15 protein-coding genes and 1 pseudogene are annotated in these 21,968 nt (G+C 70.5%); 5 read left to right on the top strand and 11 right to left on the bottom strand.

Going from position 1 to position 21,968, the window contains the following annotated elements; all coding sequences use genetic code 11:
- Positions 1 to 804 precede the first annotated feature (804 nt).
- Complete coding sequence (locus tag MCAG_RS03080; protein WP_036372104.1) at positions 805 to 3,300, top strand: helix-turn-helix transcriptional regulator; 2,496 nt, start codon at positions 805 to 807, stop codon at positions 3,298 to 3,300.
- Here MCAG_RS03080 and MCAG_RS03075 read toward each other — a convergent pair whose 3' ends face one another.
- The 7 genes from MCAG_RS03075 to MCAG_RS03040 all read right to left on the bottom strand — a co-directional run bounded on the left by MCAG_RS03075 (position 3,301) and on the right by MCAG_RS03040 (position 12,010).
- The gene (locus MCAG_RS03075; RefSeq protein ID WP_007071517.1) at positions 3,301 to 5,742 is read right to left on the bottom strand and encodes a LuxR C-terminal-related transcriptional regulator; all 2,442 of its coding nucleotides are present in this window, start codon (positions 5,740 to 5,742) and stop codon (positions 3,301 to 3,303) included. It abuts the gene before it with no gap.
- Between the two features lie 81 nt (positions 5,743 to 5,823).
- Positions 5,824 to 6,462 carry a LuxR C-terminal-related transcriptional regulator gene (locus MCAG_RS03065; protein ID WP_036372096.1) on the bottom strand — a complete coding sequence of 213 codons (639 nt, stop codon included), beginning with the start codon at positions 6,460 to 6,462 and terminating at the stop codon, positions 5,824 to 5,826.
- Positions 6,405 to 7,268 (bottom strand): hypothetical protein, encoded by an 864-nt coding sequence (locus MCAG_RS03060; protein ID WP_036372093.1) that lies wholly within the window; start codon positions 7,266 to 7,268, stop codon positions 6,405 to 6,407. The genes MCAG_RS03065 and MCAG_RS03060 overlap by 58 nt, the downstream gene beginning before the upstream one ends.
- A gap of 1,257 nt (positions 7,269 to 8,525) precedes the next feature.
- The gene (locus MCAG_RS03055) at positions 8,526 to 9,641 is read right to left on the bottom strand and encodes an HAD family hydrolase (protein WP_007071513.1); all 1,116 of its coding nucleotides are present in this window, start codon (positions 9,639 to 9,641) and stop codon (positions 8,526 to 8,528) included.
- A gap of 59 nt (positions 9,642 to 9,700) precedes the next feature.
- Positions 9,701 to 10,807 (bottom strand): acyl-CoA dehydrogenase family protein, encoded by a 1,107-nt coding sequence (locus tag MCAG_RS03050; RefSeq protein WP_007071512.1) that lies wholly within the window; start codon positions 10,805 to 10,807, stop codon positions 9,701 to 9,703.
- Positions 10,800 to 11,096, bottom strand: a complete 297-nt coding sequence (locus tag MCAG_RS03045) for an acyl carrier protein (protein WP_007071511.1) — start codon at positions 11,094 to 11,096, stop codon at positions 10,800 to 10,802. The genes MCAG_RS03050 and MCAG_RS03045 overlap by 8 nt, the downstream gene beginning before the upstream one ends.
- A complete protein-coding gene (locus tag MCAG_RS03040) occupies positions 11,093 to 12,010 on the bottom strand; it encodes a 3-hydroxyacyl-CoA dehydrogenase family protein (RefSeq protein ID WP_232290055.1) in 918 nt (305 codons plus the stop codon). The genes MCAG_RS03045 and MCAG_RS03040 overlap by 4 nt, the downstream gene beginning before the upstream one ends.
- Before the next feature lie 144 nt (positions 12,011 to 12,154).
- Here MCAG_RS03040 and MCAG_RS03035 point away from each other — a divergent pair, with 144 nt between their 5' ends.
- Positions 12,155 to 12,829, top strand: a complete 675-nt coding sequence (locus MCAG_RS03035; protein ID WP_007071509.1) for a class I SAM-dependent methyltransferase — start codon at positions 12,155 to 12,157, stop codon at positions 12,827 to 12,829.
- Between the two features lie 250 nt (positions 12,830 to 13,079).
- Here MCAG_RS03035 and MCAG_RS03030 read toward each other — a convergent pair whose 3' ends face one another.
- On the bottom strand, positions 13,080 to 13,598 hold the full coding sequence (locus MCAG_RS03030) for a pyridoxamine 5'-phosphate oxidase family protein (RefSeq protein ID WP_007071508.1): 519 nt from the start codon (positions 13,596 to 13,598) through the stop codon (positions 13,080 to 13,082).
- Positions 13,599 to 13,887: 289 nt separating this feature from the next.
- Here MCAG_RS03030 and MCAG_RS29470 point away from each other — a divergent pair, with 289 nt between their 5' ends.
- Both MCAG_RS29470 and MCAG_RS03020 read left to right on the top strand, forming a co-directional pair.
- Complete coding sequence (locus MCAG_RS29470; RefSeq protein WP_050777839.1) at positions 13,888 to 14,250, top strand: nuclear transport factor 2 family protein; 363 nt, start codon at positions 13,888 to 13,890, stop codon at positions 14,248 to 14,250.
- Between the two features lie 37 nt (positions 14,251 to 14,287).
- Positions 14,288 to 15,478, top strand: coding sequence for a cytochrome P450 (locus MCAG_RS03020; RefSeq protein WP_007071506.1), 1,191 nt, complete (start codon positions 14,288 to 14,290; stop codon positions 15,476 to 15,478).
- A 98-nt stretch (positions 15,479 to 15,576) separates the two neighbouring features.
- Here MCAG_RS03020 and MCAG_RS03015 read toward each other — a convergent pair whose 3' ends face one another.
- The gene (locus tag MCAG_RS03015; protein ID WP_232290054.1) at positions 15,577 to 16,104 is read right to left on the bottom strand and encodes a TetR/AcrR family transcriptional regulator; all 528 of its coding nucleotides are present in this window, start codon (positions 16,102 to 16,104) and stop codon (positions 15,577 to 15,579) included.
- A gap of 307 nt (positions 16,105 to 16,411) precedes the next feature.
- Between MCAG_RS03015 and MCAG_RS36085 the strand changes: the two are divergent.
- Positions 16,412 to 17,542, top strand: a pseudogene (locus tag MCAG_RS36085) (MFS transporter); the annotation flags it as partial.
- A 532-nt stretch (positions 17,543 to 18,074) separates the two neighbouring features.
- Here the strand turns inward: MCAG_RS36085 and MCAG_RS03000 are convergent.
- Together MCAG_RS03000 and MCAG_RS33320 are read right to left on the bottom strand one after the other, a co-directional pair.
- Positions 18,075 to 19,304, bottom strand: coding sequence for a cytochrome P450 (locus MCAG_RS03000; RefSeq protein ID WP_036372084.1), 1,230 nt, complete (start codon positions 19,302 to 19,304; stop codon positions 18,075 to 18,077).
- On the bottom strand, positions 19,297 to 21,968 hold a 2,672-nt coding region (locus tag MCAG_RS33320; protein WP_036372081.1), incomplete at its 5' end, for an acyltransferase domain-containing protein. The genes MCAG_RS03000 and MCAG_RS33320, both read right to left, overlap by 8 nt.

Raw genomic sequence — 21,968 nt, 5'->3', positions numbered from 1 at the left:
CGTTGACCACGATAGAGACTCGCCCGGGCCGGTGACGGCGGGAAGCAACCGGGTGTACGCCGAGGCGGCGGGCGGGACTCATGGACGGACTGATCGGTGTGCTCGCCGCACTTGTTTCGTCGCCGTCCCCCGGATGGCTGTCCCGGCCGCCGGTTGCCCTTGGACGACGGTCAGCCCCGCGCGCGGCCGGTCATCGACGTACAAGAATCTCACAGTGATCGGGTGGAGCTCAAGGTGGTGCCGGCCGGGCGGACGCCGGTCCCGGGCGTGGTCGGCCAGCCCCGTCCCGGCGGCGGCCCTTACCCTGGCCGGGTCAATTGGTCCTCGCCAACCGGTGGCGGTGAGGTTGCGTGCCGGTGATCCGTCGCCGTCCGTCGCCGTCCGGCGGCGCTCGCCGGGTCGGCCGGACTGTCCAGCCTCGGGAGCGCCGGATGCCACTTTTCGGGAATGCATTGTCCAACTTCGATCCCGAATCCGATTCATAACTGTTCCCGAAATCTGGCGTCGCGACAGGGTTGCTCCGCAGGCTTGCCCCTGCGGACTATCCGCGCCCGCCGCTGGAGCCCCAGCTCAGGGCGGACAAGTAGAGATTTCGGCCCGTAACGTTGCAGGCGTTACGGGCTGCTACGACATAACTGTGCGGTGGAAGTTGCCGTTAGCTGTGGCGCACGATGAGCCCGGGGGAGCGATCTCATTCGATGTAACTGCCGGGTGGTGGTGAGTGTCTGAGCACGAACTGTCAACCGCTGCCGGGTGGGGTGTCCGAGCGCTTCCTTCTGCCGACGTTGGTCACGGGGAGGAACCATGGTTGGTCTGGACGAAGCCGGTGTGGTGGATTTGATCGTGCGCCGCGCACAGGAGGCACTGGCAGGACACGGCAGCGTCGTGGTGCTGTCCGGCGCGGGCGGCGCGGGCAAGACGGCCCTGCTCGCGCGCTGCGCGGAGGCCGGTCGGCGCGCCGGTCTGCCGACCACCGCCGCCGTCTTCCGCCGGCTCGACCCGACAGGGCCGGGGGCCTCGCTCGACGTCGACCGGAGCGGGCCGCGCATGGTCTGCCTGGACGATGTCCAGAACACGGACGAGCAGGTGCTGCGAAGGGTGCTCGAACTGGCCCTGGCCACACGCGAGCGTCCTGTGGTCATGGTGATCGGAACGCGCCCGTCGCGCCGCAGGTCCTTCCAGGAGGCACGCGCCGAGCTGCTGGCGCACACCCGGTGCGACTGGATCGACCTCGGGCATGTCTCGGTCACCGACGTGGTCCGCCTCGCTGCCTCGCAGACCGGTCGCGTGGTCGATCCGACGACCGCCGAGCGTCTCCTCCTTCTCTGCGGCAACAACGTCACCCTACTCAAGGGGGTGTTGGCCGACTACGCGCGCGACGCCGAGTTGGAACGGGCGCCGCTCTGCGTCGCCGACGTTCCCGGGGTCGGCTACCGCCAGGCCGTCCTCGACTCCTACCACCGTCTAGACCCCGCAGCCCAGAACCTGGCCAACGCGTTGGCCGTCCTGCGCCACCACGCGGGGCCGCGTACCCTCGGCGAGCTGACCGGCATGTTGGTGCGCGAGGTCGACCATGCCCTCGGCGACCTGACGGTGGCCGGGCTGGTCGACGGCTGGGGGTTCCGCCACCCCGCCGCCGAGTCGGCCATCGTGGCCAACTTCTCGGTGGAACTCGCCGCCGCCCTCAACCGTCGGGCCGCCGTGGTCCTGCGCCGGGTCGAGGCGCCCGCGACGGACATCGCCCGCTGTCTGGTCGTCGCCGACTACGTCGACCAGACCTGGGTCGACCTGCTGTCCCGGGACAGCACCATCCGGGCGCTGGCGGCCGAGGACCGCGGCACCGCGCTGGCGGCGCTCCGGCTGGCGTTGCGCGGCACCACCGACGGCGGTCAGCGCGTGCGCATCCTGGAGCGCCTCGCCCGGATGTACGCCGGGAGCGACCCCGAGCTGTGCTACCAGTACCTCTCCCAGATCGGCGTACTACGGCGGGAGGGTAGCTGGTCGGTTGGCCGATCCTCGCTGCTGGGCGAGCAGCTCGCCAGCCGTGGGCTGGTCGAGGAGGCACTGGCGGAACTCACCCGCGCCGTCGAGCAACCCAGCGCGGACGACGCGGCGACGGCCCTGCTGGAGGCGGACCGGCTGCTGCTGTGCGGGGACTTCCCGGTGTTCATCAACCAGGCCGACGACCTGGTAGGCCGGCACCGTGACGTGCGGTCGCCGTACGCCGTGCACCGCGAGGGTGCCCGCGCGCTGCTGCGGAGCATGGCCACGGCGGACCAGCCGAGCGGGTACGTCGACGCCGCCAAGGACAGCCTGTACGAGTGCCCGTTCAGCGAGGACAGCGCCGCCGCCCTGCTGGCGGCGGCCACGGCCCTGGTGTACGCGGGTGAACTCGACGCCGTTCGCCCGTTGACCAACAAGTTCGTCGAGGAGGCCAGGGCCCAGCGGATCCCGGTGTGGCAGGCCCGCGCCATCGCCCTGCGGGCGGAGGTCGCGCTGCGGGCCGGCCACTACGCCGAGGCGGTCGAGCGGGCCCGGGAGGCCCTGGCGCTGCTGCCGCTGCCCGCCTGGGGCGTACGGGGCGGGGCGCCGCTGTCCGTGCTGCTGCTCGGGCACACCGCACTGGCGGAGCATTCGGCTGCGGCGACCTATCTCTGCGACGACGTTCCGGTGCAGATGTTCCGATCCCGGTACGGCCTGCACTATCTCTACGCGCGCGGCCACCACTACCTGTCGATCGGGCGCGCCGAGGCTGCGCTGGCCGACTTCTCCAGCTGCGGGCGGCTGATGGTGAGCTGGAAGATCGACCGCGAGCGGGTCCTTCCCTGGCGTCTCGCCGCCGCGGCGGCCCTGCTCTCCGGCGGCGAGCCGGAAGCGGCGGTGGATCTGATCGAGCAGCGCACCCGCGCGATGGAGGCCGCAGGGGCCGCGGCGACGGGCCACCGGGCCGACATCGAACGCCGCCGGGTGGAGCGCGAGTTCGTCTTCGACGCCCTGGTCCGCGGGGTCGAGCAGGCCCGGCTCGTGGAGACCATCCGCGAAATGGCTCAGGGCCGAGCCGAGAACCCGAGCCAACCCGAGCCACCCCGGTACCGCATCGAGGACCGGTACTCCACCTACCTGAGCAAGCTCACCAGCTCAGAACGGGAGGTGGCGTTGCTCGCCGCCAGCGGACACAGCAACCGGAGCATCGCCAGGGACCTGTTCGTGACGGTCAGCACGGTCGAGCAGCACCTCACCCACACCTACCAGAAGCTGAAGATCTCGGGGCGGCGTGAGCTGCGGGCCAGGCTGGGGTGACTAGCGCAGGATGGCCTGCGCCCAGCCGGCGAGCTGGGCCCGGGACCGCAGGTGCAGGGCGCTGCGGATCCGGGCCAGCTCGGCGGCGACGGTACGGGGGGAAGCGCCGATGCGGTTGGCAATCTGGCGGTTGGTGAACCCCTCCGCCACGAGCATGGCGATGACCAGTTGCCGGCGGGTGAGCGAGTCGGCCGACGGCTCGCTCACCGGCTGGTCCATCGGGCTGCTGCTCAGGGCGTATGTCTGGAGGAAGTCGGTGGAGGTGGAGTCCGCCGCCGAGCGTGCCTGGGCGACCTCGCCCGGGTCGCACGAGGAGACGAAGCCGCGCAGTTCGGTCTCGACCAGCGACTCCAGCGGGCTGGTGTGGTGATGGCCGAGACGGTTGCGCAGGGCGTGCGCGTTCTGCAACAGGTACAGGGTGCGCCGGCGGTCGCCGCGGCGCAGCGCCACCACCGCCAGCAGGACCAGCGGCCGGCCGAACAGCTCCGGGGCGTCCCGCAATCCGCGTGCCGCGTCCAGCGCGTGCTGTTCGGCGCGGTGCACGTCGCCCTGCAGCAGCGCGATCTCGCCCAACGCGCACTGGACCCCGGCGGCGGCAGCCCCGTCGAGCGAGCGCAGGACGCGGGTGAGGTCGACGACCAGCCGGGCGGCCTCGGTCAGCCGGCCGGCGACGGCGGCGGTGGTGGCGAGGCTCTCCACGCACTCGGCGACTCCCTCCGGATCCTCGCCCGACTGCGCGAGCTGGAGTGCCTGTCTCGCGTTGGCCTGTGCGTCGGCGAGGTGACCCAGGGCGCGTTCACTGGCGGCGAGCGCGACGAGCGCCCGCCGGTGCAGACGGCGGTCGGGCAGCCGACGGGAGATCAGGACGGCCTGCCGGGACAACGACTCCGCGCCGGTCACGTTGCCCGTCGCCTGCTGCATCGCCGCCATCTCGGTCAGCAGCCGGACCCGGTCGGTGTCGTCGCAGCTCAGCAACAGCGCCCGGTGGGAGAGGTGCTGGACCAGCGCGCTCTGACCGAGGGCCGTGCCGTAGCGGACGAGCGCCGCGGCGAGCGGGACCGTTCGCTGGTCGTCGCGGCGCATCGCCCACTCTGCCGTCCGGGCGATGTAGTGCTGGATCGACGGCGACGGCGGTGGCCCGAAACCGGGTCGCAGGTCGAGGACCTGGCGGGCGGCCGCCGTCGTCCAGGTGGCGAGGCGGTCCCACACCTCGTCGGTCTCGCCGGCGGCGTCCAACCGGTCGCTGCCGTAGTGCCGGATCGGGGTGAGTTGACGGAACTCCGTCTGCTCGAACGCGTTCGTCGAGGCGATGAGAAGGCTCTTGGCCTGGAGCCGGGCCAACAGTTCGATCATGTTCGCCTCGCCGCGCTCGTCGAACCCGCAGACGGCCATGGCCAGCCCCAGCCCGAACGGCTCGGACAGTACGGAGAGCTGGCGGAACACCGCTCTCTCCTGGTCGTCGAGGAGGTCGTAGCTGGCGTCCAGCGCGGCCCGGAAGCTGCTGTGCCGGACGCTCGCCGTGCGGCTGCCCGAGGTCAGCACGGTAACCGGCTGGCGAAGCCGGGAGAGCAGTTCGGTGATGGAGAGGATGCCCACGCGCGAGGCGGCGAGTTCCAGGAACAGGGGCACACCGTCCAGCTCCCGGCACACCTCGGCGACCGCGTGGGCGTTGTGCTCGCTGAGCGTGAAACCGGGATTGCCGGTCGACGCCCGCTCGACGAACAGCTGCATGGCGTCGGACTGCAGAAGGTCGCGGATGGTGGGATGCTCCGTCGCCGGTGGCAGCGGTAGGGGGTTGAGCCCGAAGACGACCTCGCCGGGCACCCGCAGCGGTTCCCGGCTGGTGATCAGGATCTTCATCTGCGGGCAGGCGGACACCAGGTGCATCACGAGCTTGGCGCACTCGTCGAGGTCCACGTCGGCGTTGTCGACGACCAGCGTGGACGGGTGCTCGCGGTTGGCGTCGCACCACACGGCGTGGCCGTCACCCATGCTGCGCAGCGTCTCCGTGATCGAGTGCGACTGGCCGTCCCCGGCGAGCGCGGCGGGCGCCAGGTCGGCCCACCGGACACGGGTCAACCGCTGGAGCTCGCGCATCCGCCGGACGTGGTGGTGCGCCAGCCGGCTCTTGCCGACGCCGGGCGGGCCGGTGATCGTCAGCAGCGTGTTCGCCGAGAGGTTGGCCAGTAGCCGCAGCTCCCGGTCCCGGCCGACGAACTTGCCCAACTGCCGGGGAATGGCGGCGGATCCCCACGGGCTGTCGGGCAGCGCCGGCGCACTCGCCGTCGGCGTGGTGCGCCGCCTCGCGACACGCTGTCGGTACGCGCGTTGGCGGCACGCGTCCGAGCAGTACAGCCGCTGCGGCACCGCCCTGCGGGTGTCGCCCCTGACCGCGACCCGTCGTCCGCAGGTGACGCAGTAGACACTCGGTAGTGAATTCATGTCAGCCTAACCGTCAAAGCTCGTCTCAGCCCGTGGCAGTCGGCCGGGACCGGTCGGTGAACCTCGCGTCGCCCATGCCGGCTATGCGGCGCTGCGGCCCGGATGCGTCCGCCCGTAGGTCTCGTAGGCGGAGCCGGGCGGGTTCGTGTAGAGACCAGGCTGGCAGCTGGCCACCCAGGCGGCCAGCTCCGTACGCGAGCGGATGCCGAGTTTGTAGTACATCTGTCTTATGTGGGAGGAGATCGTGGACTTCGTGATGCCGAGGAAACCGGAGATCTCAGAGGTGGAGAAGCCCTTGGTGACGAGCACCGCGATTTCGAGCTGACGCTGGGTGAGCCCGCAGCTCTCGGTCCGGGCCAGCTCGTCGACTCCCTCGATGATGTAGGAGACGACGCGGGGAAAGGTGAAACCCTGCACCGCCGCGGAGATCCGTTCCGCCTCGTCCTGACCGAGCAGGGCGTGCGCCGAGGAGCGGGCGTCGGCCAGGACGTGCATCCACCACGCCGGCACCCGCCTCGGCCGGTCGGCGGAGAGGGCGTCGGCCATCGTGAGCAGGGCGAGGCAGCGGTACGCGCGCCCCTGCCGCAGCGCCGCCAGGGCCAGCGCCTCCACCGGGTAGACGAGCCGCGCGTCCGCAATCGCCCGTTGACCCCGGGCCCGGGTCAGGTGGACCTGGACGGACCGGCGTAGCCGTGCCTCCGCCGAGCGGGCGTCCTGCATCCACAGGTCCACCGTGCCCGCCACGAACAGGAAGTCGCCGAGCTGCGACGGAGTGGCTGGTGCTCGAACTCGGGCAGCGTGGTGGCCAGGGTGGCGGACGCCTCCAGCGGCTGCCGCGCCCCGAGCAGCACCCAGGCGTGAGCGTGCGCGCACAGCGCGGAGGTGAAGTCGTCCACCTGACGGGCGAGCATGGTCGCCCTGCGCAGGTAGATCGAGCCGAGCCGGTGCGCGCCCACGCCGCTGTACGCCAGGGCCAGCGTCGTCAGGGTGCGGATGATCTGCCCCTGGCTGCCGGCGCTGCGGGCCCGCGGCAGGGCGGTCTGGGCGAGGGACAGCAGGTCGGTGTTGTCGTCGGCCTGCTTCGTCCAGGCGCTGAGCAGGCTCAGGTCGGCCCAGTGGCGGGACCCGGGGTTGCGGCTCAGTGTCCTCTCGATCAGGGCGTTTCCCTCCTCGGTCTGCCCGAGGTGCAGGTGGCAGTGCACGAGCGCCAGGGCGAGAAGGTCGTGCCGGTCGTCCGTCCTGGAGCTCTCCCGGGTGAACTGGACCGCCATCGACAGACAGTCCATCCGGTCGAGGAACCACTGGAGCTCGAATCGGGGCAGCTCGAACACCTTGTCCAGGACGACGGCGTGTTCCCACATCCAGTCGACGATCCGCTCCCGCAGCCGGGGCAGCTCGCCGGACGCCTCCAACTCGGCCCTGAGCACCCGCTGCCGCGCGGCGAGCCGGAACCGTCGTCGTTCGGAGCCGTCGTGCACGGACTCGATGAGGCCATGGTCGTAGAGATGTCTGATCGAATCGAGCACACTCTCGTGACCGAGCTGTGCCCCGGAGCAGATAACTATCGCTGCTTCCAGGTCGAAGGGCCCAGGAAAGGCTGCCAGCAGGCGTAGTACCAGTTCTTCCGACGGATTCCTGCAGACGGATCGCGGCCTGTCGTCGGAGTGCTCGGCAGAACTGTTCTTTGATCGAGCGTATGGGTACAACCGCGCGCCCGCCACCGAATTTCTGGCTGGTTTCTGATGTGTTGCCGCGGAGGGTGGTTGTTCGGCGGTCTCCCGTGTGGGGATCGGAGCTACCGCCTGTTCTGGGCGCACGGTGTAGTGCATGATTTGAGCCGCCAAGACGTATTGATGCGCCCGGTGACAGGCGCGGGATCCACTGCGTAGACGAGGTGTTCCGGTTCCCGGAGCGCCGTTGGCCGGGCGGTGGCAGGGGTGTCGGGCCGGCCGCCGGACGGTGCCGCCGGGTGAACGGCGACCGTGCGCGCGTCACGCGGCGGCGTTCCTCCGTGGTGCAAGACGTTGGGCAGCGGGATCGTCGCCAAACCGGTCCTGCTCGGCCCCGGGTTCGATCCGCCGCGTCCGGGGACCGGTGGGAAAGGTCGTGCGGGTGGCCGGTCGACGACCGCCGTCACCGCAGCGGACGAGGCTACCTGCTCGCCGCCCCCGGCGGCATCGGTCTGGGAAAGGGCAGTGCCGACGAGGTCGGTTTCGGCCGCCGTTGGCACGGATGGTGGCCAGCGCTTTTCGGAATGGATGTCCGAGGGTTGTTGGCTCACCGGACCCTGTCGACCGATGTCGGCGGAAGGGTGTGGCCTGCGGATTCGTTCGGGCCCGGTGTTCGGCCGCGGACAGTGCGCCTGTGTCCCGTCGATATCGGTGCTTCTGTGGCTGCCATCGGAAGCTACCTCCCATATCGCTAAACGGAGACGTGTCGCCGGTCTCGGATGAACCTTAGCATCGACACCAAGGCCAGCCAAGCTGTAGTTATTCCGGGCCGTGTTCGTGCTGGTTACTCGGCGTAAGGGGGGCGGGTGGTTGCCGCCGCGACGGCGGGGATGCGTTTGCGCCCTCGATAAACCACGATTCGGAAATGAAAGGGCGGAGGGCCTTTTTGGGCGTTTTGCGAACCGGTCGACCGGTCGGCCGGCCAGAGCGCGTCGGCGTACCCGGTGGGCCCGGGCGCCGGGCGGCGCCGCCCGGGTCCCCACACGACCTCGCCCCCGCCATAGAGGGCGGGGGCGAGGTGGCGGGCGCAGCGCGGATGGCGGGCCGGCGGCGTCAGCGCGGGCGGGCGGCCGGCGGCGTCAGCGGGCGGCGGCGCTCCCGAGCCAGGTTCGGGGCGGTCAAGGTGATCACGGTCGAAAGGTCGCGCCGTGCGGGCACGAGGTGTAGGCGCTGGATCTCCGGCGCGTCGGCCGGGGGGACCTTGGCCAGACAGTCGCACGGATCGTCGCCGTAACCGGCCAGCCGGTAGGCGACGTCCATCATCCGGTTGCGGTCGGTACGCCGGAAGTCCGCGACTAGGTGGACCCTGGCGCGCGACGCCTGGTCGGTCAACCAGTTGAGGATCAGCGAGCCGGCGCCGAACGACACCACCCGGCAGGAGGTCGCCAGGAGCTTGAGATGCCACACCCGCTCGGAGGCCGCCAGCAGCAGGACGCCGACGGCGCCGTGCGGGCCGAACCGGTCGGCCATCGTGGTCACCAGGACCTCGTGCCCCGGGTCGTCCAGCAGCCCGCGCAGCGTCGCGTCGGAGTAGTGCACCCCGGTCGCGTTCATTTGGCTGGTCCGCAGCGTAAGCTCCTCGACCCGGTCGAGCTCCGTTTCGGTGGCCCGCTCGATCGTCATCCGCAGGCGCAACGAGTGCAGGAACTCCTCGTCCGGCCCGGTGAACGTCGCCTGGGCCTCCTCCCGGCGAAAGCTCGCCTGGTACATCAGCCGCCGGCGAGCCGCGTCGACGGTCACCGTCGGGGGGTTGAACTCGGGCCGGTCCAGCAGGGCGGCGACGTCCTCCGCCCGGTAGCACCGGACCGCCGGCGCGCGGAACTGCACCTCGGCCCGCTCCGCCGGCTGGTCGTCGACGAACGCGATGGTGCCCTGCGCGAACCGCAGCCGGTCGGCGACGTGCAGCACCGAGTCCGACTTGCGTCCCCAGTTGATGCGGGGCAGCACGAAGTACTCGGCCAGGCCCAGCTCTTCCAGCTTGCGCCAGGCCAGATCGTGATCGTTCTTGCTGGCGACCGACTGGAGGATGCCGCGCGCGTCGAGGGTCTGCACGACCCGCCGGACGTCGTCGGCGACGCTAACCTGGTCGTCCTCGAGCAGGGTGCCCTTCCACAGGGTGTTGTCCAGGTCCCAGACCAGGCACTTGATCAGGGTGGGTGACTCGGCCACGGCTTCCTCGTTCTCTCCTGATCGGACGGATGGTGCGCCGCAGGCCGGCGCGTCGCCGGTCACCGCACCGACGTGGCGTGTTCGGCGAGGATCAGCTGGCAGATCTCGCTGCTGCCTTCGATGATCTCCATCAACTTGGCGTCCCGGTACGCGCGGGCGACCACGTGCCCGTCCGTGGCCGCGGCGGAGGCCAGCACCTGCACGGCCGAGCCGGCACCCCGGGCGGCGTTGCCCGCGGCGACGTGCTTGGCCAGCACCGTGGCCACCACCACCTCGGGCGAGCCGGCGTCCCAACAGTCGCTGGCGTGCTCACACACCCGGGAGGCGGTCTGCTCGGCGATGTACAGCTCGGCGAGGTGCCGGGCGACGAGTTGATGCTCCGCGATGGGACGGCCGAACTGCTGGCGGGTGGACGCGTGCTCCGCCGCCGCCGTGCGGCAGGCCCGCAGGATGCCGACGCAACCCCAGGCGACCGAGAACCTGCCGTATGCCAGCGCGGTGGTGACCAGCAGCGGCAGGCCCTGGGCGACCCCGCCGAGCAGGCTGTCCGCCGGGAGGCGGACGTCGTCCAGCCGTACGTGCGCGTGCCCGGCGGCGCGACAGCCCAACGGGTCGATCACCCGCTCGACGCGTACCCCGGGGGCCGAGGTCGGCACCACCACGGCTGCCGCGCCGTCCTCGTACCGACCGAAAACCACCAGCAGGTCCGCGTATGCCGCCGCGGTGGCCCACTTCTTGTGCCCGTCGACGACGACGCTGTCGCCGACGCGCCGGATGGTGGTCCCCATCGCGGCCAGGTCACTGCCCGCGGCGGGCTCGCTGAAGCAGACGGCGGCGAGCTGCCCGCCGGTCAGCCGCCTCAGGTGGGCGGCCCGCTGGGCGCTGTCGCCGAGCTTCTGCACCGTCCACGCCGCCATGCCCTGCGACGTCATGACGCTGCGCAGGGAGCTGCACAGGCTGCCCACGTGGGCGGTGAACTCGCCATTGGAGCGGCTGCTCGCCCCGATGCCGCCGTGCGCGGTCGGCACCTGCGCGCAGAGCAGGCCGCGCGTTCCCAGCTTGCGGAGCACGTCGTCCGGTAGCTCACCAGCGACGTCCCACCCGGCGGGTTGGTCGCCGACGAGCGAGTCGACGAACGCCCGGTCCTCGGCGGTCAGGTCAGGCATCGCCGACCGCATCGGACGACCCGCGCAGCCTCAGCAGGAGGCTGGTCATGGCGGCCACGGAGCGGAAGTTGTCCAGCTTGAGGTCGCCGCCGGCGATGCTCACCTGGTACTCCTTCTCCAGGTAGACGATCAGCTCCATCGCGAACATCGACGACACCACGCCGGAGCGGAACAGGTCCTGGTCTGGGGTGACCCGTGCCTTCGTCCGCTCCTCCAGATAGGAGACGAGCTGCTCCTCGATGCCGGCCGGCGTCGCCACCGCTTCCCCCGTCTCCTGTTCGATGGTCATGACAACGCCTTTCCGTAATCGTAGAAACCGCGCCCGGACTTGCGGCCGAGTTCTCCCGCCCGCACCTTGCTCAGCAGCACCTCGCTCGGGCGGCAACTCTCGTCTCCGGTGCGCTTGTGCAACACGGTGAGGGAGTCCACGAGATTGTCGATTCCGATCAGGTCGGCAGTGCGCAAAGGGCCGGTGGGGTGGCCGAGGCAGTTTTGCATCAGCGCGTCCACGGACTCGGCGTCGGCGACACCGGCCCCGACCAGCCTGGCCGCCGCGTTGATCATCGGGTGCAACAGCCGGCTGGTAACGAAGCCGGGGGAGTCGTTCACCACGATCATTTCGCGGCCCATCGCGGCCAGCAGCGCGGCCACCGCGGTCATCGTCGCCTCGCCGGTGTCCGTTCCCCGCACCACCTCGACGGTCCTGATGAGATAGGTGGGGTTCATGAAGTGGGCCCCCACCACCTCCTCCGGCCGGCTCACCCAGCTCGCCATCTCGTTGATCGGGATGCCGGAGGTGTTGGAGATGATGGGGGTGCCGGGCCAGATCGCCCGGGATACCTCGGTGAGCACCGCCTGCTTGATCTCCGGCGACTCGGTCACCGCTTCGACGACCGCCGTGGCGGTCCCGACGTCACCGATGTCGGTGCTGGTCAGCAGCGCGCCGGCAGGCCGGTCGGCGGGTGTCGCGCCCAGCAGGCGGGCGTGCCGAAGCTGCCGCTCGACCGAGTCGCGCGCCCGCTGGAGCGTCACGTCTTCCACGTCGATCAGCACGACCGGTACCCCGTGGCCCAGCGCGGTCGCCGTGATGCCGGTGCCCATCACGCCCGCACCCAGTACGACAAGACGATGAGTGCCATTGTCGGTCATCGAACCTCCGCGCAATTTGCCGCGTCGAGCGGCGCATAGCTGGGCGGCGATCACGCGATTCCTGCCGATCGCCTCGATAGCAGCGAGATTATCCTTCGACGGGGAGGCGACGACCCCTAGAAACCCCCATCCCCTATTACTCCGCTATCTATGCCGAGCGATCACATCGCCAATTGCGTCGGGCGATATCTTGGCCGCATGGCCAACCAGACCGACTTGTCACCGGAACTGTTGGGTTATCTCCGTGAGGTCTCCCTGCGGGATGATCCGATCCTGTACGAGCTGCGCGAGGAGACGGCAGCCCTGCCGGCTGGAGCCGCGATGCAGGTGTCCGCCGAGGAGGGACAACTGCTCGCGCTGCTGGTCGGGCTGACCGGCGCCCGCACCGTGCTCGAACTGGGCACCTTCACCGGCTACAGCACCCTGTGCATGGCGCGGGCCCTGCCGTCCGACGGTCGGCTGGTGACCTGTGACATCACCGACCGGTGGCCCGCGATCGGTGCCGGCTACTGGCGCCGGGCCGCGGTGGCGGACCAGATCGACGTGCGCGTCGGCCCGGCGAGCGCAACGCTGGCGGCCCTGCGCGCTGAGAACGGGCCCAGCTCTTTCGATCTCGCCTTCATCGACGCGGACAAAACCAACTACCGTGCCTACTACGAGGGTTGCCTCGACCTCGTGCGACCCGGAGGGCTGATCGTCATCGACAACACGCTCTTCTTCGGCCGGGTCCTCGACGCCGACGCCAGGGATCCGGACACCTGCGCGATCCGGGAGCTGAACGCGTTCCTGCTCACGGACACCCGCGTCGACCTGTCCGTGCTGCCGGTCGCGGACGGGGTCACCCTGGCGCGGATCCGCGCCGGAGGCCACTGACCGGGCCGGGGCCCGTCCGGTGCCGAGAAGGCTCAGCCCCGCCGGCATTCTGCCGGGCGGGGCTTCTGCTGTTTCGGTAACGGGCCGGCTTCTGCCGGGTCGATGACGGGACGGGCGGGATCTCGGGTCGACGGTGTGCGGGCCGGGCTTCGGGCCGGTGTCCAGCCGGACGGGGGCCGTTTCGCGCCCGGCGCGGCCGTGACGCCGGCGGACGGGATCGCGGTGCTGACCCGTCCGCCGGCCACCGGACTCAGGCCGGGAAGGTCCACCTGGTGGCCGTGCCGAACTCCGGAGCCACCCACCCGAGCGCCTTGACCGGCACGAGCCGGTAGCCCGGGCCGCCGTAGCCCTGCGGGGTGAAGACGCCCTCGTCGGTGGCGACCGTCTCGTGGCCGTACTTCTCCCGGTAGCCGGTGGAGATGACCTGGAGCAGGTCCTTGCCGAACAGCCGCTCGGCCTTACCCTCAATGATCACGACCTCGTCGCCGCTCTCGGTGTGCAGCACCACCCGGCCGTCGTTCTGGAGGTGGTCGGTCATCCGGTTGACCGTGGAAAACCAGAGGGCGTTGTCCTGCCAGAACCCCCACATCGGACGGCAGACTGGCATCCCGTCCGGGCCGGGCGTGGCGAGCCAGAAGTTGCGCGCCTTACTGAGCCGCTCGTCGGCCCATGCCCAGTCCAGCGACGGCCCGGTGGCGGTGTAGCTGAAGATCCAGGCCGGTTCGGTGGTGGGTGCCTGCTTGGTGTCCACATTCCCTGACGTCGTCATTGGATTCCATCTCCTGACTCGATCCGGTCATTTTCCCGCTGCCGTCGAAAGATGCGGTCTCTTCGGGAATTCCGCACGTCGACGCTAACGCGGTGTCATTTTGCGGCAACCCCTAAGAGTCCCCAACGTGACTGCTGGACCTCTCCCCGCCCGGCCGCCGTCGGCGGGCGCGGCGCCGGCCGAGGGTTATCTAGGGGTTGCTGGTGGTCCGGTATCGCATAGCGTGCACACACGAGAGTGGACCATCGTCCCCGCAGACCTGAGGGCTCCAGTCGGAGGTGGCTATCGTATGGCGAAGAGTGTGGTACACCAATTCTTCGAATTGGGCGCCAAGAGGGACGTCGACGGTGCCTGGGATTGCTTTGCCGAGGACGCGGTCTGGCTGGCGTCCGAGGGCTCGGAGCCCGGAACGACCTACAACAAGGCCGAGATCCGGGACCTGCTGGTGCAGATGGACAAGCTCGGTGCCGAGGTGGCCGCCCAGGGCATGGCGGGCGTCTTCGAGGAGCCCGTCTTCCTGGTCAACGGCGACCAGGCGGTCGTCGAATGGTCGCTGCGCGCGGCCGACGGGAAGATCGTCGAGCGCGGGATCGACCTGTTCACGATCAAGGACGGCAAGATTCTCGTGAAGGACGTCTTCCGCAAGGCCTAAGTCGTCAAAGGCACGAACCCGACCGAGGGAGCAGTTTGTGATCAACGAACCCATCGATTATCCGTTGGAAGAGGACGGGCCGCCGCGACTGAACCCGCTCTACTCCCAGCTTCGGGAGAGCAAGCCGGTGTTGCGGGCGCAGATGCCCTACGGCGAGGAGTCCTGGCTCACCCTCAAGCACTCCGACTTCAAGTTCGTGATGGGGGACTCGCGCTTCAGTCGGGCGTTGGCCCACGCCAGCGACGAGCCCCGGGTGTTCCCGGAGATGCCCGACATCAACATCATGCGGATGGATCCGCCGGAGCACGGCAAGCTGCGTAAGATCGTCACGCGTGGTTTCACCGAGCGCCGGGTGGCCCAGTGGCGTCCACAGATCCAGCAGATCGTCGACGAACTGCTCGACGAGATGGAGGAGGCCGGCCCGCCGGTCAACCTCGTGACGGCCTTCGGCACGCCGCTGCCGGCCACGGTGATCGCCATGATGCTCGGGGTGCCGGTCGAGGACCGGCCGCTGTTCACCGAGTGGTCCAAGGCGATGATCGCCACGACTTCGATGCCGGTCGAGCAGATCCGCGACTACCTCGACAAGCAGCACCGGTACGTCGCCGACATGGTGGCGGACCGCATCCGCGAGCCGCGGGACGACATGATCAGCGACCTGGCCGCCGCGTACCAGTCCAACGATGGCATCACCGAGGAGGAGATCGTCGGTCTCGGCATGTTCCTCCTGGCCACCGGTCACGGCAGCACGGCGAACCAGATCTCCTACGGGACCTACGTGCTGTTCTCGCACCCGGAGGAGTGGGCCAAGCTCGTCGCCGATCCGACGCTGGCGAAGACCGCGGCCGACGAGCTGCTGCGGTACGCCCTCAACGACGAGGCGGCCATCTTCTCCCGGTACGCCACCGAGGACGTGGAGGTCAGCGGCACCCTGGTGCGGGCCGGCGAGCCGGTCCTGCCCTCACGGGTGTCGGCCAACTACGACGACACTGTCTTCAAGGACCCGGAGCGGCTCGACATCAGCCGGTCGCCGAACCCGCACGTCACGTTCGGCTACGGTCTGCACTACTGCCCCGGCGCGGGCCTGGCCCGGGCGCAGATGCAGATCGCGTTCGAGTCGCTGGTGCGGCGCTTCCCGAAGTTGCAGCCCGCCGTTCCGCTGGAGGAGCTGGAGTGGAAGGGCGGCAGCCTCGCCCGCACCTTTGAGGAGCTACCGGTCACCTGGTGATCGTGCAAGGACGGGTCCCGGCCTCGGTCTGCGGCCGGGACACGTCGCGTGTGGCCCCAGGGCGGCGCCGGGCAGGGGGCTCGCCCGGCGCGGCGACGTCAGCTGACGGTGCCCGCGTGGGCGCGGAGCCCGCCGATGAGCAGGTCGAGCATCCGGTCGGCGTCGGCCTTGGCGGTGGGCGACCGTTCCACCGCCGAGGCGATCGCGTGGCAGAGCTGGATGAGGTCGGCCAGCCGCAGGTCGGGGCGGATGGCGCCGTCCTGCTGAGCATTGGCCAGCAGCGGCCCGGCGGTGGCGTTCAGCGCCTCGTGGCAGGCGTGGAACAGCTCCGAGGTGCGGTCGGAGCCCTGGGTCATCAGGGCGGTGGCCAGGCCGCGCCGCATCGTGAGGTCGATCAGCAGGCGTAGCCAGGTGACCAGCGCCTCCAGGGGCGACATCGTCCCGGCCAACTCGTTTCCACGCTCGCAGAGGGCGCGGACGCGTTCCCAGAAGACGGCTGTCATCAGCCGGTCCTTCGTCGGGAAGTGTCGATACAGCGTTCCGGAGCCTACGCCGGCCCGCTTGGCGATCTCGTCGAGCGAGGCGTCGGTGCCGTGCTCGGCGAAGACGAGGTTCGCTGCGGCCACCAGACGGTCGTAGTTCCGTCGCGCGTCCGACCTGGTCGGTCGTTCTGTCACGGTGGGTGGGTCCTGCCACGAAGCTGGCATCTCAACCTTCAGTTGCAAAACGGGGACCTGTCGCCGTATCTTACCGTTAGTAGCCGGTGGATCAGTATCGCTATCGTACGCAGCCAACTCTTGTGAGCGGCGTCTCGCCGAAGGGAACAAGCCTGTGCCCAGTTCCACGCACCAGTCGAGTGCCGCAGAGGACTCGGTGTCGTCCTCTACAGGGCACCGTGGAGTGATCCTGACATTGATCTTGGCCGTTCAGTTGATGATCGGTATCGACATTACCGTCATGAACATGGCGTTGCCACAGATCCAAGAGGAACTCAACTTCAGCCCCACCGGGCTGTCCTGGGTGCTCAACGCCTACACCCTGGCCTACGGTGGCCTGCTGCTGCTGGGTGGCCGAATGGGGGACATCCTCGGCTACCGCCGGGCGCTGATCATCGGTATCGGACTGTTCACCATCGCCTCGCTGCTCGGTGGCCTGGCCCCGAACGCGTGGCTGCTCCTGGTCGCCCGCGTCGCCCAGGGTGTCGGCGGGGCGCTGGCCGCGCCGGCCACGCTGGCGCTCGTCGTCAGCACCTTCCAGAAGGAAGAGGAGCGCAACCGTGCCCTCGGGATCTTCGTCATGGCGTCCGGTCTGGGTTCGGCGGGCGGCCTGCTCCTCGGCGGCCTCCTCACCGACGCCGTCTCGTGGCGTTGGGTGCTGCTGATCAACGTGCCGTTCGGCCTGGTGGTCTGCCTGCTGGCGCCGAAGTTCCTCCCGATCACCCCGGTGCAGAGCGGGCGGTTCGACGCCGGCGGCGCGTTCACCGCGACGCTGGGCACCGCGGCCCTGGTCTACGGGTTCGTCCACGCCGCAGAGGCGGGTTGGACCGAGCCGGTAACCATCGGCGCCTTCGTGGTCGGCGTGCTGCTCCTGGCGGCCTTCGTCGCCATCGAGGCTGCGCACACCCAGCCGATCCTGAAACTGCGGCTGTTCGCGGACCGTAACCGCAGCGGCGGCTTCCTGGTGTTCGTCTGCTCCGGCGCGGCGATGTTCGGGTCGTTCTTCCTGCTGACCCAGTACGTCCAGGAGGTCCTGGGGCTGAGCCCCTTCCGGGCCGGTGTGGCGTTTCTGCCGATGGCACTGCTCATGCTTGCCGTTCCGCCCCGGATCACGCCCTGGCTGGTCAACCGGCTGGGTGCGAAGCCGACCATGCTCATCGGCCTGACCCTGATCCTGCTGGGCATGGTGTGGCTGACGCAGGTGACGGCGGACACCGCGTACCTCAGCGGCGTCCTCGGCCCGATGATGCTGTTCGGGGCCGGCGTCGGCCTGCTGAACCCGCCGCTGACCGGCACCATCCTGGCCAGCGTCGCACCGGAGGACTCCGGCGCCGCGTCGGGAGCCGTGCAGGCGGTCGGCATGATCGGCGGGTCGGTCGGCACGGCCATCCTGGTGACCATCTTCGGCACCGCCATCAACAACTCCACCCCCGTGCCCGGGGCGGACGCGGCGCGGCAGGCGAACATCGCCCTCGCCGACGGCGTCGCCGCCGCGTGCCTCGGCGGTGCCGCCTTCGCGCTGGCGGGGATCTTCATCGTTGCGATCGCGATCCGTCGAAGAAGGCGGAACGCGAGCCTTGCGGCCGAGAACGACGAGCCGTTGGCAGCGAGGTGTAACCGGCACGGGCCTTCGCGGCCCGGCCGCCCGTTCGGGCCGCGCGACGGGCCGGGCCAGGGGGCCGCGACCGGCGCCGGCGGACCGGCACAGGTCGCGGCCGCGTGTACGAACCGGCGGCTGCCACCGGTTTCCAGGTCGGGGCCACGGCCCGAGGAGATGGGTCCGGGCCCGAGGGCAGTCTCACTCAGTGGTCGTGGCCCCCCGATACAGAGCCGGCCCGTCGTCCCCCCTACGACGGGCCGGCTCGCCTGTTGCGGCCCGGCTACGAACCGGCGGCGAAGAACCGCACGGGAAGCCGGTCGAGCGCCCGGAACTGCAGACTGTCCCGCCAGGACAGCTCCGCCGCGGAGGCGGCGAGCTCCCACCGCGGGAAGCGGTCGAGGAGCCGCCGCAACAGCACCTCGCCCTCCAGCCGGGCCAGCGGAGCGCCGACGCAGTGGTGGATGCCGTGGCCGAAGGAGAGGTGAGCGTTCGCCGATCGGGCGAGGTCCAGCTGATCCGGCGAGTCGAAGCGTCCCGGGTCGCGGTTTGCCGCAGCCAGGGACACGAAGACCAGCTCGTCGGTGGGGATCACGACACCGTCGAGTTCGACCGGTTCCCGGGTGAACCGGGCCGTCGCCAGGTTGAGCGGGCTCTCGTACCGGAGGAACTCTTCGACCGAGCCGGCGACCAGCTCGGGTTCCGCCCGCAGCCGGGCCTGCGTGGCCGGGTCGACCAGCAGGGCGTGCACGGCGGTGCCGATCATGCTCGCGGTCGTCTCGTAGCCGGCGTTCATCACCAGGAAGATGGTCGAGAGCAGCTCGCCGTCGTCGAGCGCGTAGTCCGCGTCGGGCGGCTGGACGAGCGCGCCGATCAGGTCGTCACCAGGGTCGGCGCGCTTGGCGGCGATCAGCTCCGTGAGGTACGCCCCGGCCGCGCCGTAGGCCTGTTGTTTCTCCACCATCGTGGCCGTGACGCTGGTCAGCACCCCGTTCCAGGCCCGGAAGTCCTCGTGGCGGTCCTGCGGCACACCGAGGAGCTGCCCGATGACGTAGATGGGCAGGGCCAGCGCGATCGTGTCCACCACGTCGGTCTCCGCGCCCGCGACGATGCCGTCGAGAAGGTCGTCCACTGTGCTCTCGATCAACGGGCGCATCGCCTGGACCCGGCGCATCGTGAAGGCCCGGCCGATGATGCGGCGGAGGCGGGTATGGTCCGGCGGGTCGCTGAACAGCATGCTCTTGAAGTTGCTCAGGCCGACCGTGTCCGTGCCGACCTTGTTCCGCTCGATGATGCGGGGCATCTCGCCGCCGTCCTTGGACAGCCGCGGGTCGGCCAGCAGCCGCCGGGCGTCCTCGTACCGGGTCACCACCCAGGCGTGCAGTTCGAGGGTGAGGGTCTTGACCACCACTCTCTTCGCCGGTCCCGCCTCGCGCATGTCGCGGTAGACCGGGTACGGATTTTGGAGGAAGGCCCGGCTGAGCAGGTTCGTGACGGGCGCTGTGTCAGTCATGCTTGTACTCCTCGATCAGCCAGTCGTCCACGCAACCGGCGGTCACGTGCGCGAGGTCCTCGATCATGCTGAGATGGTCGACGGCCAGTTCCACGCCGCGGTGCGGCCGGGGCCACTCGACAGGGGACCGGGTCGCGCCGGTCTCCGGCGGGTCGCCGTACGTGGTGACGGCGCTGACGACCAGGGTCGGCACGCCCGTGTGGCCCGGCTCCCACCCCTCGAACAGTTCCAGGTAACGCGCCATCGCGGTGAGTTCCGCGTCGCTCGCCGCCGCGGTGGCGGCACCGTCCCGGTAGATCTCCCGCAGCAGGCTGCCCTGGATCTCGGCCAGGCCACGGCTGCCGGGCAGGTGCGAGTCGAGCAGGACCACCCCCGCCGGTGGATTGCCGGTCGCGGCGAGACGTTCGCCGACCAGGTGCGCCATCCAGCCACCCGACGAGTAGCCGATCAGCACGTACGGTGCCTCGCTGGTCTGCCGGAGGATCGTCGCGGACTGGTACGCCGCCACCTCCGCCAGGCTCTCGGGCAGTCGTTCCCCGGCGACGAAACCGGGGTGTCGCAGCACCGACAGGTCGGCGGCGTCGCGGAACCGGCCGGCGAAGCGGGCGAACTGGTAGGCGTTGGAGGGCGCGACCATCGAGGGGAAGGCGAACAGGGCGGGCGGGCGTGGCCCGTGGCTGAACACGACGGGCTCCCCGGTGGCGAGTTCGCCGGTCGCCTCGCGCAGCCGCGCGGCGGCGGCGAGCAGGGCCATCCCCTCCGGGTGGCGCTGCTCGACGCAGGCCCGCTGGAACAGCGACAGCAGCGCGCCCGGCTGGTCGACCGGGGCCGGCCGGTCGACCAGTTCGGACAGTGCCCCGGCCAGCGTCCGGGCCGTCGGGTGGTCGAGCACCAGCCGGGCCGGCACCGGTGCGTCGGTGACCACCCCGAGCCGCTCGGTCAGCTCCAGCACCGTCAACGAGTCGAAGCCGAGATCACTGAATGGACGGTCGGGGTCGAGGTGGTGCTCACCGGAGAAGCCGAGGACGAGGTTCACCTCGGTCCGCACCGTGTCGAGGAGGACGTCCACCCACCGCTCACGCGGCTCGGCGGCGAGCCGCTCCGCGAGGTCCCGTCGCTGTTCCGCGCTCGGCGACGGCTGCTGTCGGGCGTGCCGGCTCGCGGGGAGCGCGCCGTCGCCGTCGAGCCAGTAGCGCTGGTGTTGGAAGGGGTAGGTGGGCAGGTCGGGGATGGTGGCGGGCGGGATCGGATGAAGCGGGGCCCAGATCGTGGGGAAGCCGAGGGTGTGCAGCCGGGCGACAGCGGTCAGCAGCGCGACGGTGTCGTCGTGGTTGCGTCGCAGGGTGGGCACGGCGGTGGCCTGGGTGGCGGTCTCCCGCACGTGCGGGGTGAGGGCGGCGTCAGGCCCGATCTCCAGGAAGGTGGTGGCGCCGTCGGTGTGCAGGTGGGTGACAGCGTCGTGGAAGCGGACGGTGCGGCGGATCTGCTGGGCCCAGTAGTCGGGGTCGGCGGCCTGCTCGGGGGTCAGGAGTCGACCGGTGACCGTGGAGATGATGGGCACGGCGGCGGGGTTGGCGGTGACACCCCGGACGACGGCACGGAAATCGTCCAGGGCGTCGTCCATGTGGTGGGAGTGGAAGGCGTGGCTGACGCGGAGCGGGCGGGTCTTGCGGCCGAGGGCGGTGAAGTGTCGCTGGGCGGTGGTGAGGTGTTCCTGGTCGCCGGAGAGCACCGTGTTGTGTGGGCTGTTGGCGGCGGCGACGTCGAGGTTCCCGGCGAGGCCGTGGTCGCCGATCCAGGCCAGCGCCTCGGCTTCGCTGGCCTGAACGGCGAGCATCCCGCCGCCGCTGGGAAGGCGCTGCATGAGGTCGGCGCGGGCGGTGACGACGGTGGCGGCGTCGGCCAGGGTCCAGATGCCGGCGAGGTGGGCGGCGGTGAGTTCGCCGATGGAGTGGCCGGCCATGGCGTGGGCGGTGACGCCGAAGGACTCCAGCAGCCGGTAGAGGGCCACCTCGACGGCGAAGATGGCCGGCTGGGCCCACCTGGTCTGGTGCAGGGTGCCGTCGGGGTCGTCGAGGACGGTGTCGAGCAGCGGGCCGTCGAAGGCAGCGCAGACCTCGTCGAGGGCAGTCCTGAAGGCGGCGAACGTGGCATGGAGGGTCCGACCCATGCCGCGGCGCTGGGCGCCCTGCCCGGTGAACACGGCGGCGAGGTGCTGCTGGGCGGTGCTGACGCCGGTGACCAGGCCGGGGTGGGTGGTCCCGGCGGCGAGGGCGGCGAGGGCGGTGGTCAGCTCGTGTCGGGTGGTGCCGAGGACGACGGCGCGGTGTTCGAACCGGGTGCGGGTGGTGGCCAGGGCGTGGGCGACGTCGGCGGGTTCGTGGGTGGAGACGGTGGGGTGCTCGGCGAGGCGGTGGGCCTGGTCGCGCAGGGCCTGGTCGGTACGGGCCGACAACAGCCAGGCCACCGGTGGGGTGGCCGGGCAGCCGGTGTCCTCGGCCCCGTCCCCGGGGTGGGCCGCCTCCGCGACCGCCGGTTCCGGTGCCTCCTCCAGGATCACGTGGGCGTTGGTGCCGCTGGCGCCGAAGGAGGAGACGCCGGCCCGCCGTGGCCGTCCGTCGCCGGGCCAGGGTTGGGCGTCGGTGAGCAGGGTGACGGCGCCGG

Origin of the sequence: Micromonospora sp. ATCC 39149, from assembly GCF_000158815.1 — a bacterium.
GTDB lineage: Bacteria > Actinomycetota > Actinomycetes > Mycobacteriales > Micromonosporaceae > Micromonospora.
Note: the sequence above shows the minus strand (reverse complement) of the source record. Positions and strands in the feature narration are given on the sequence as shown.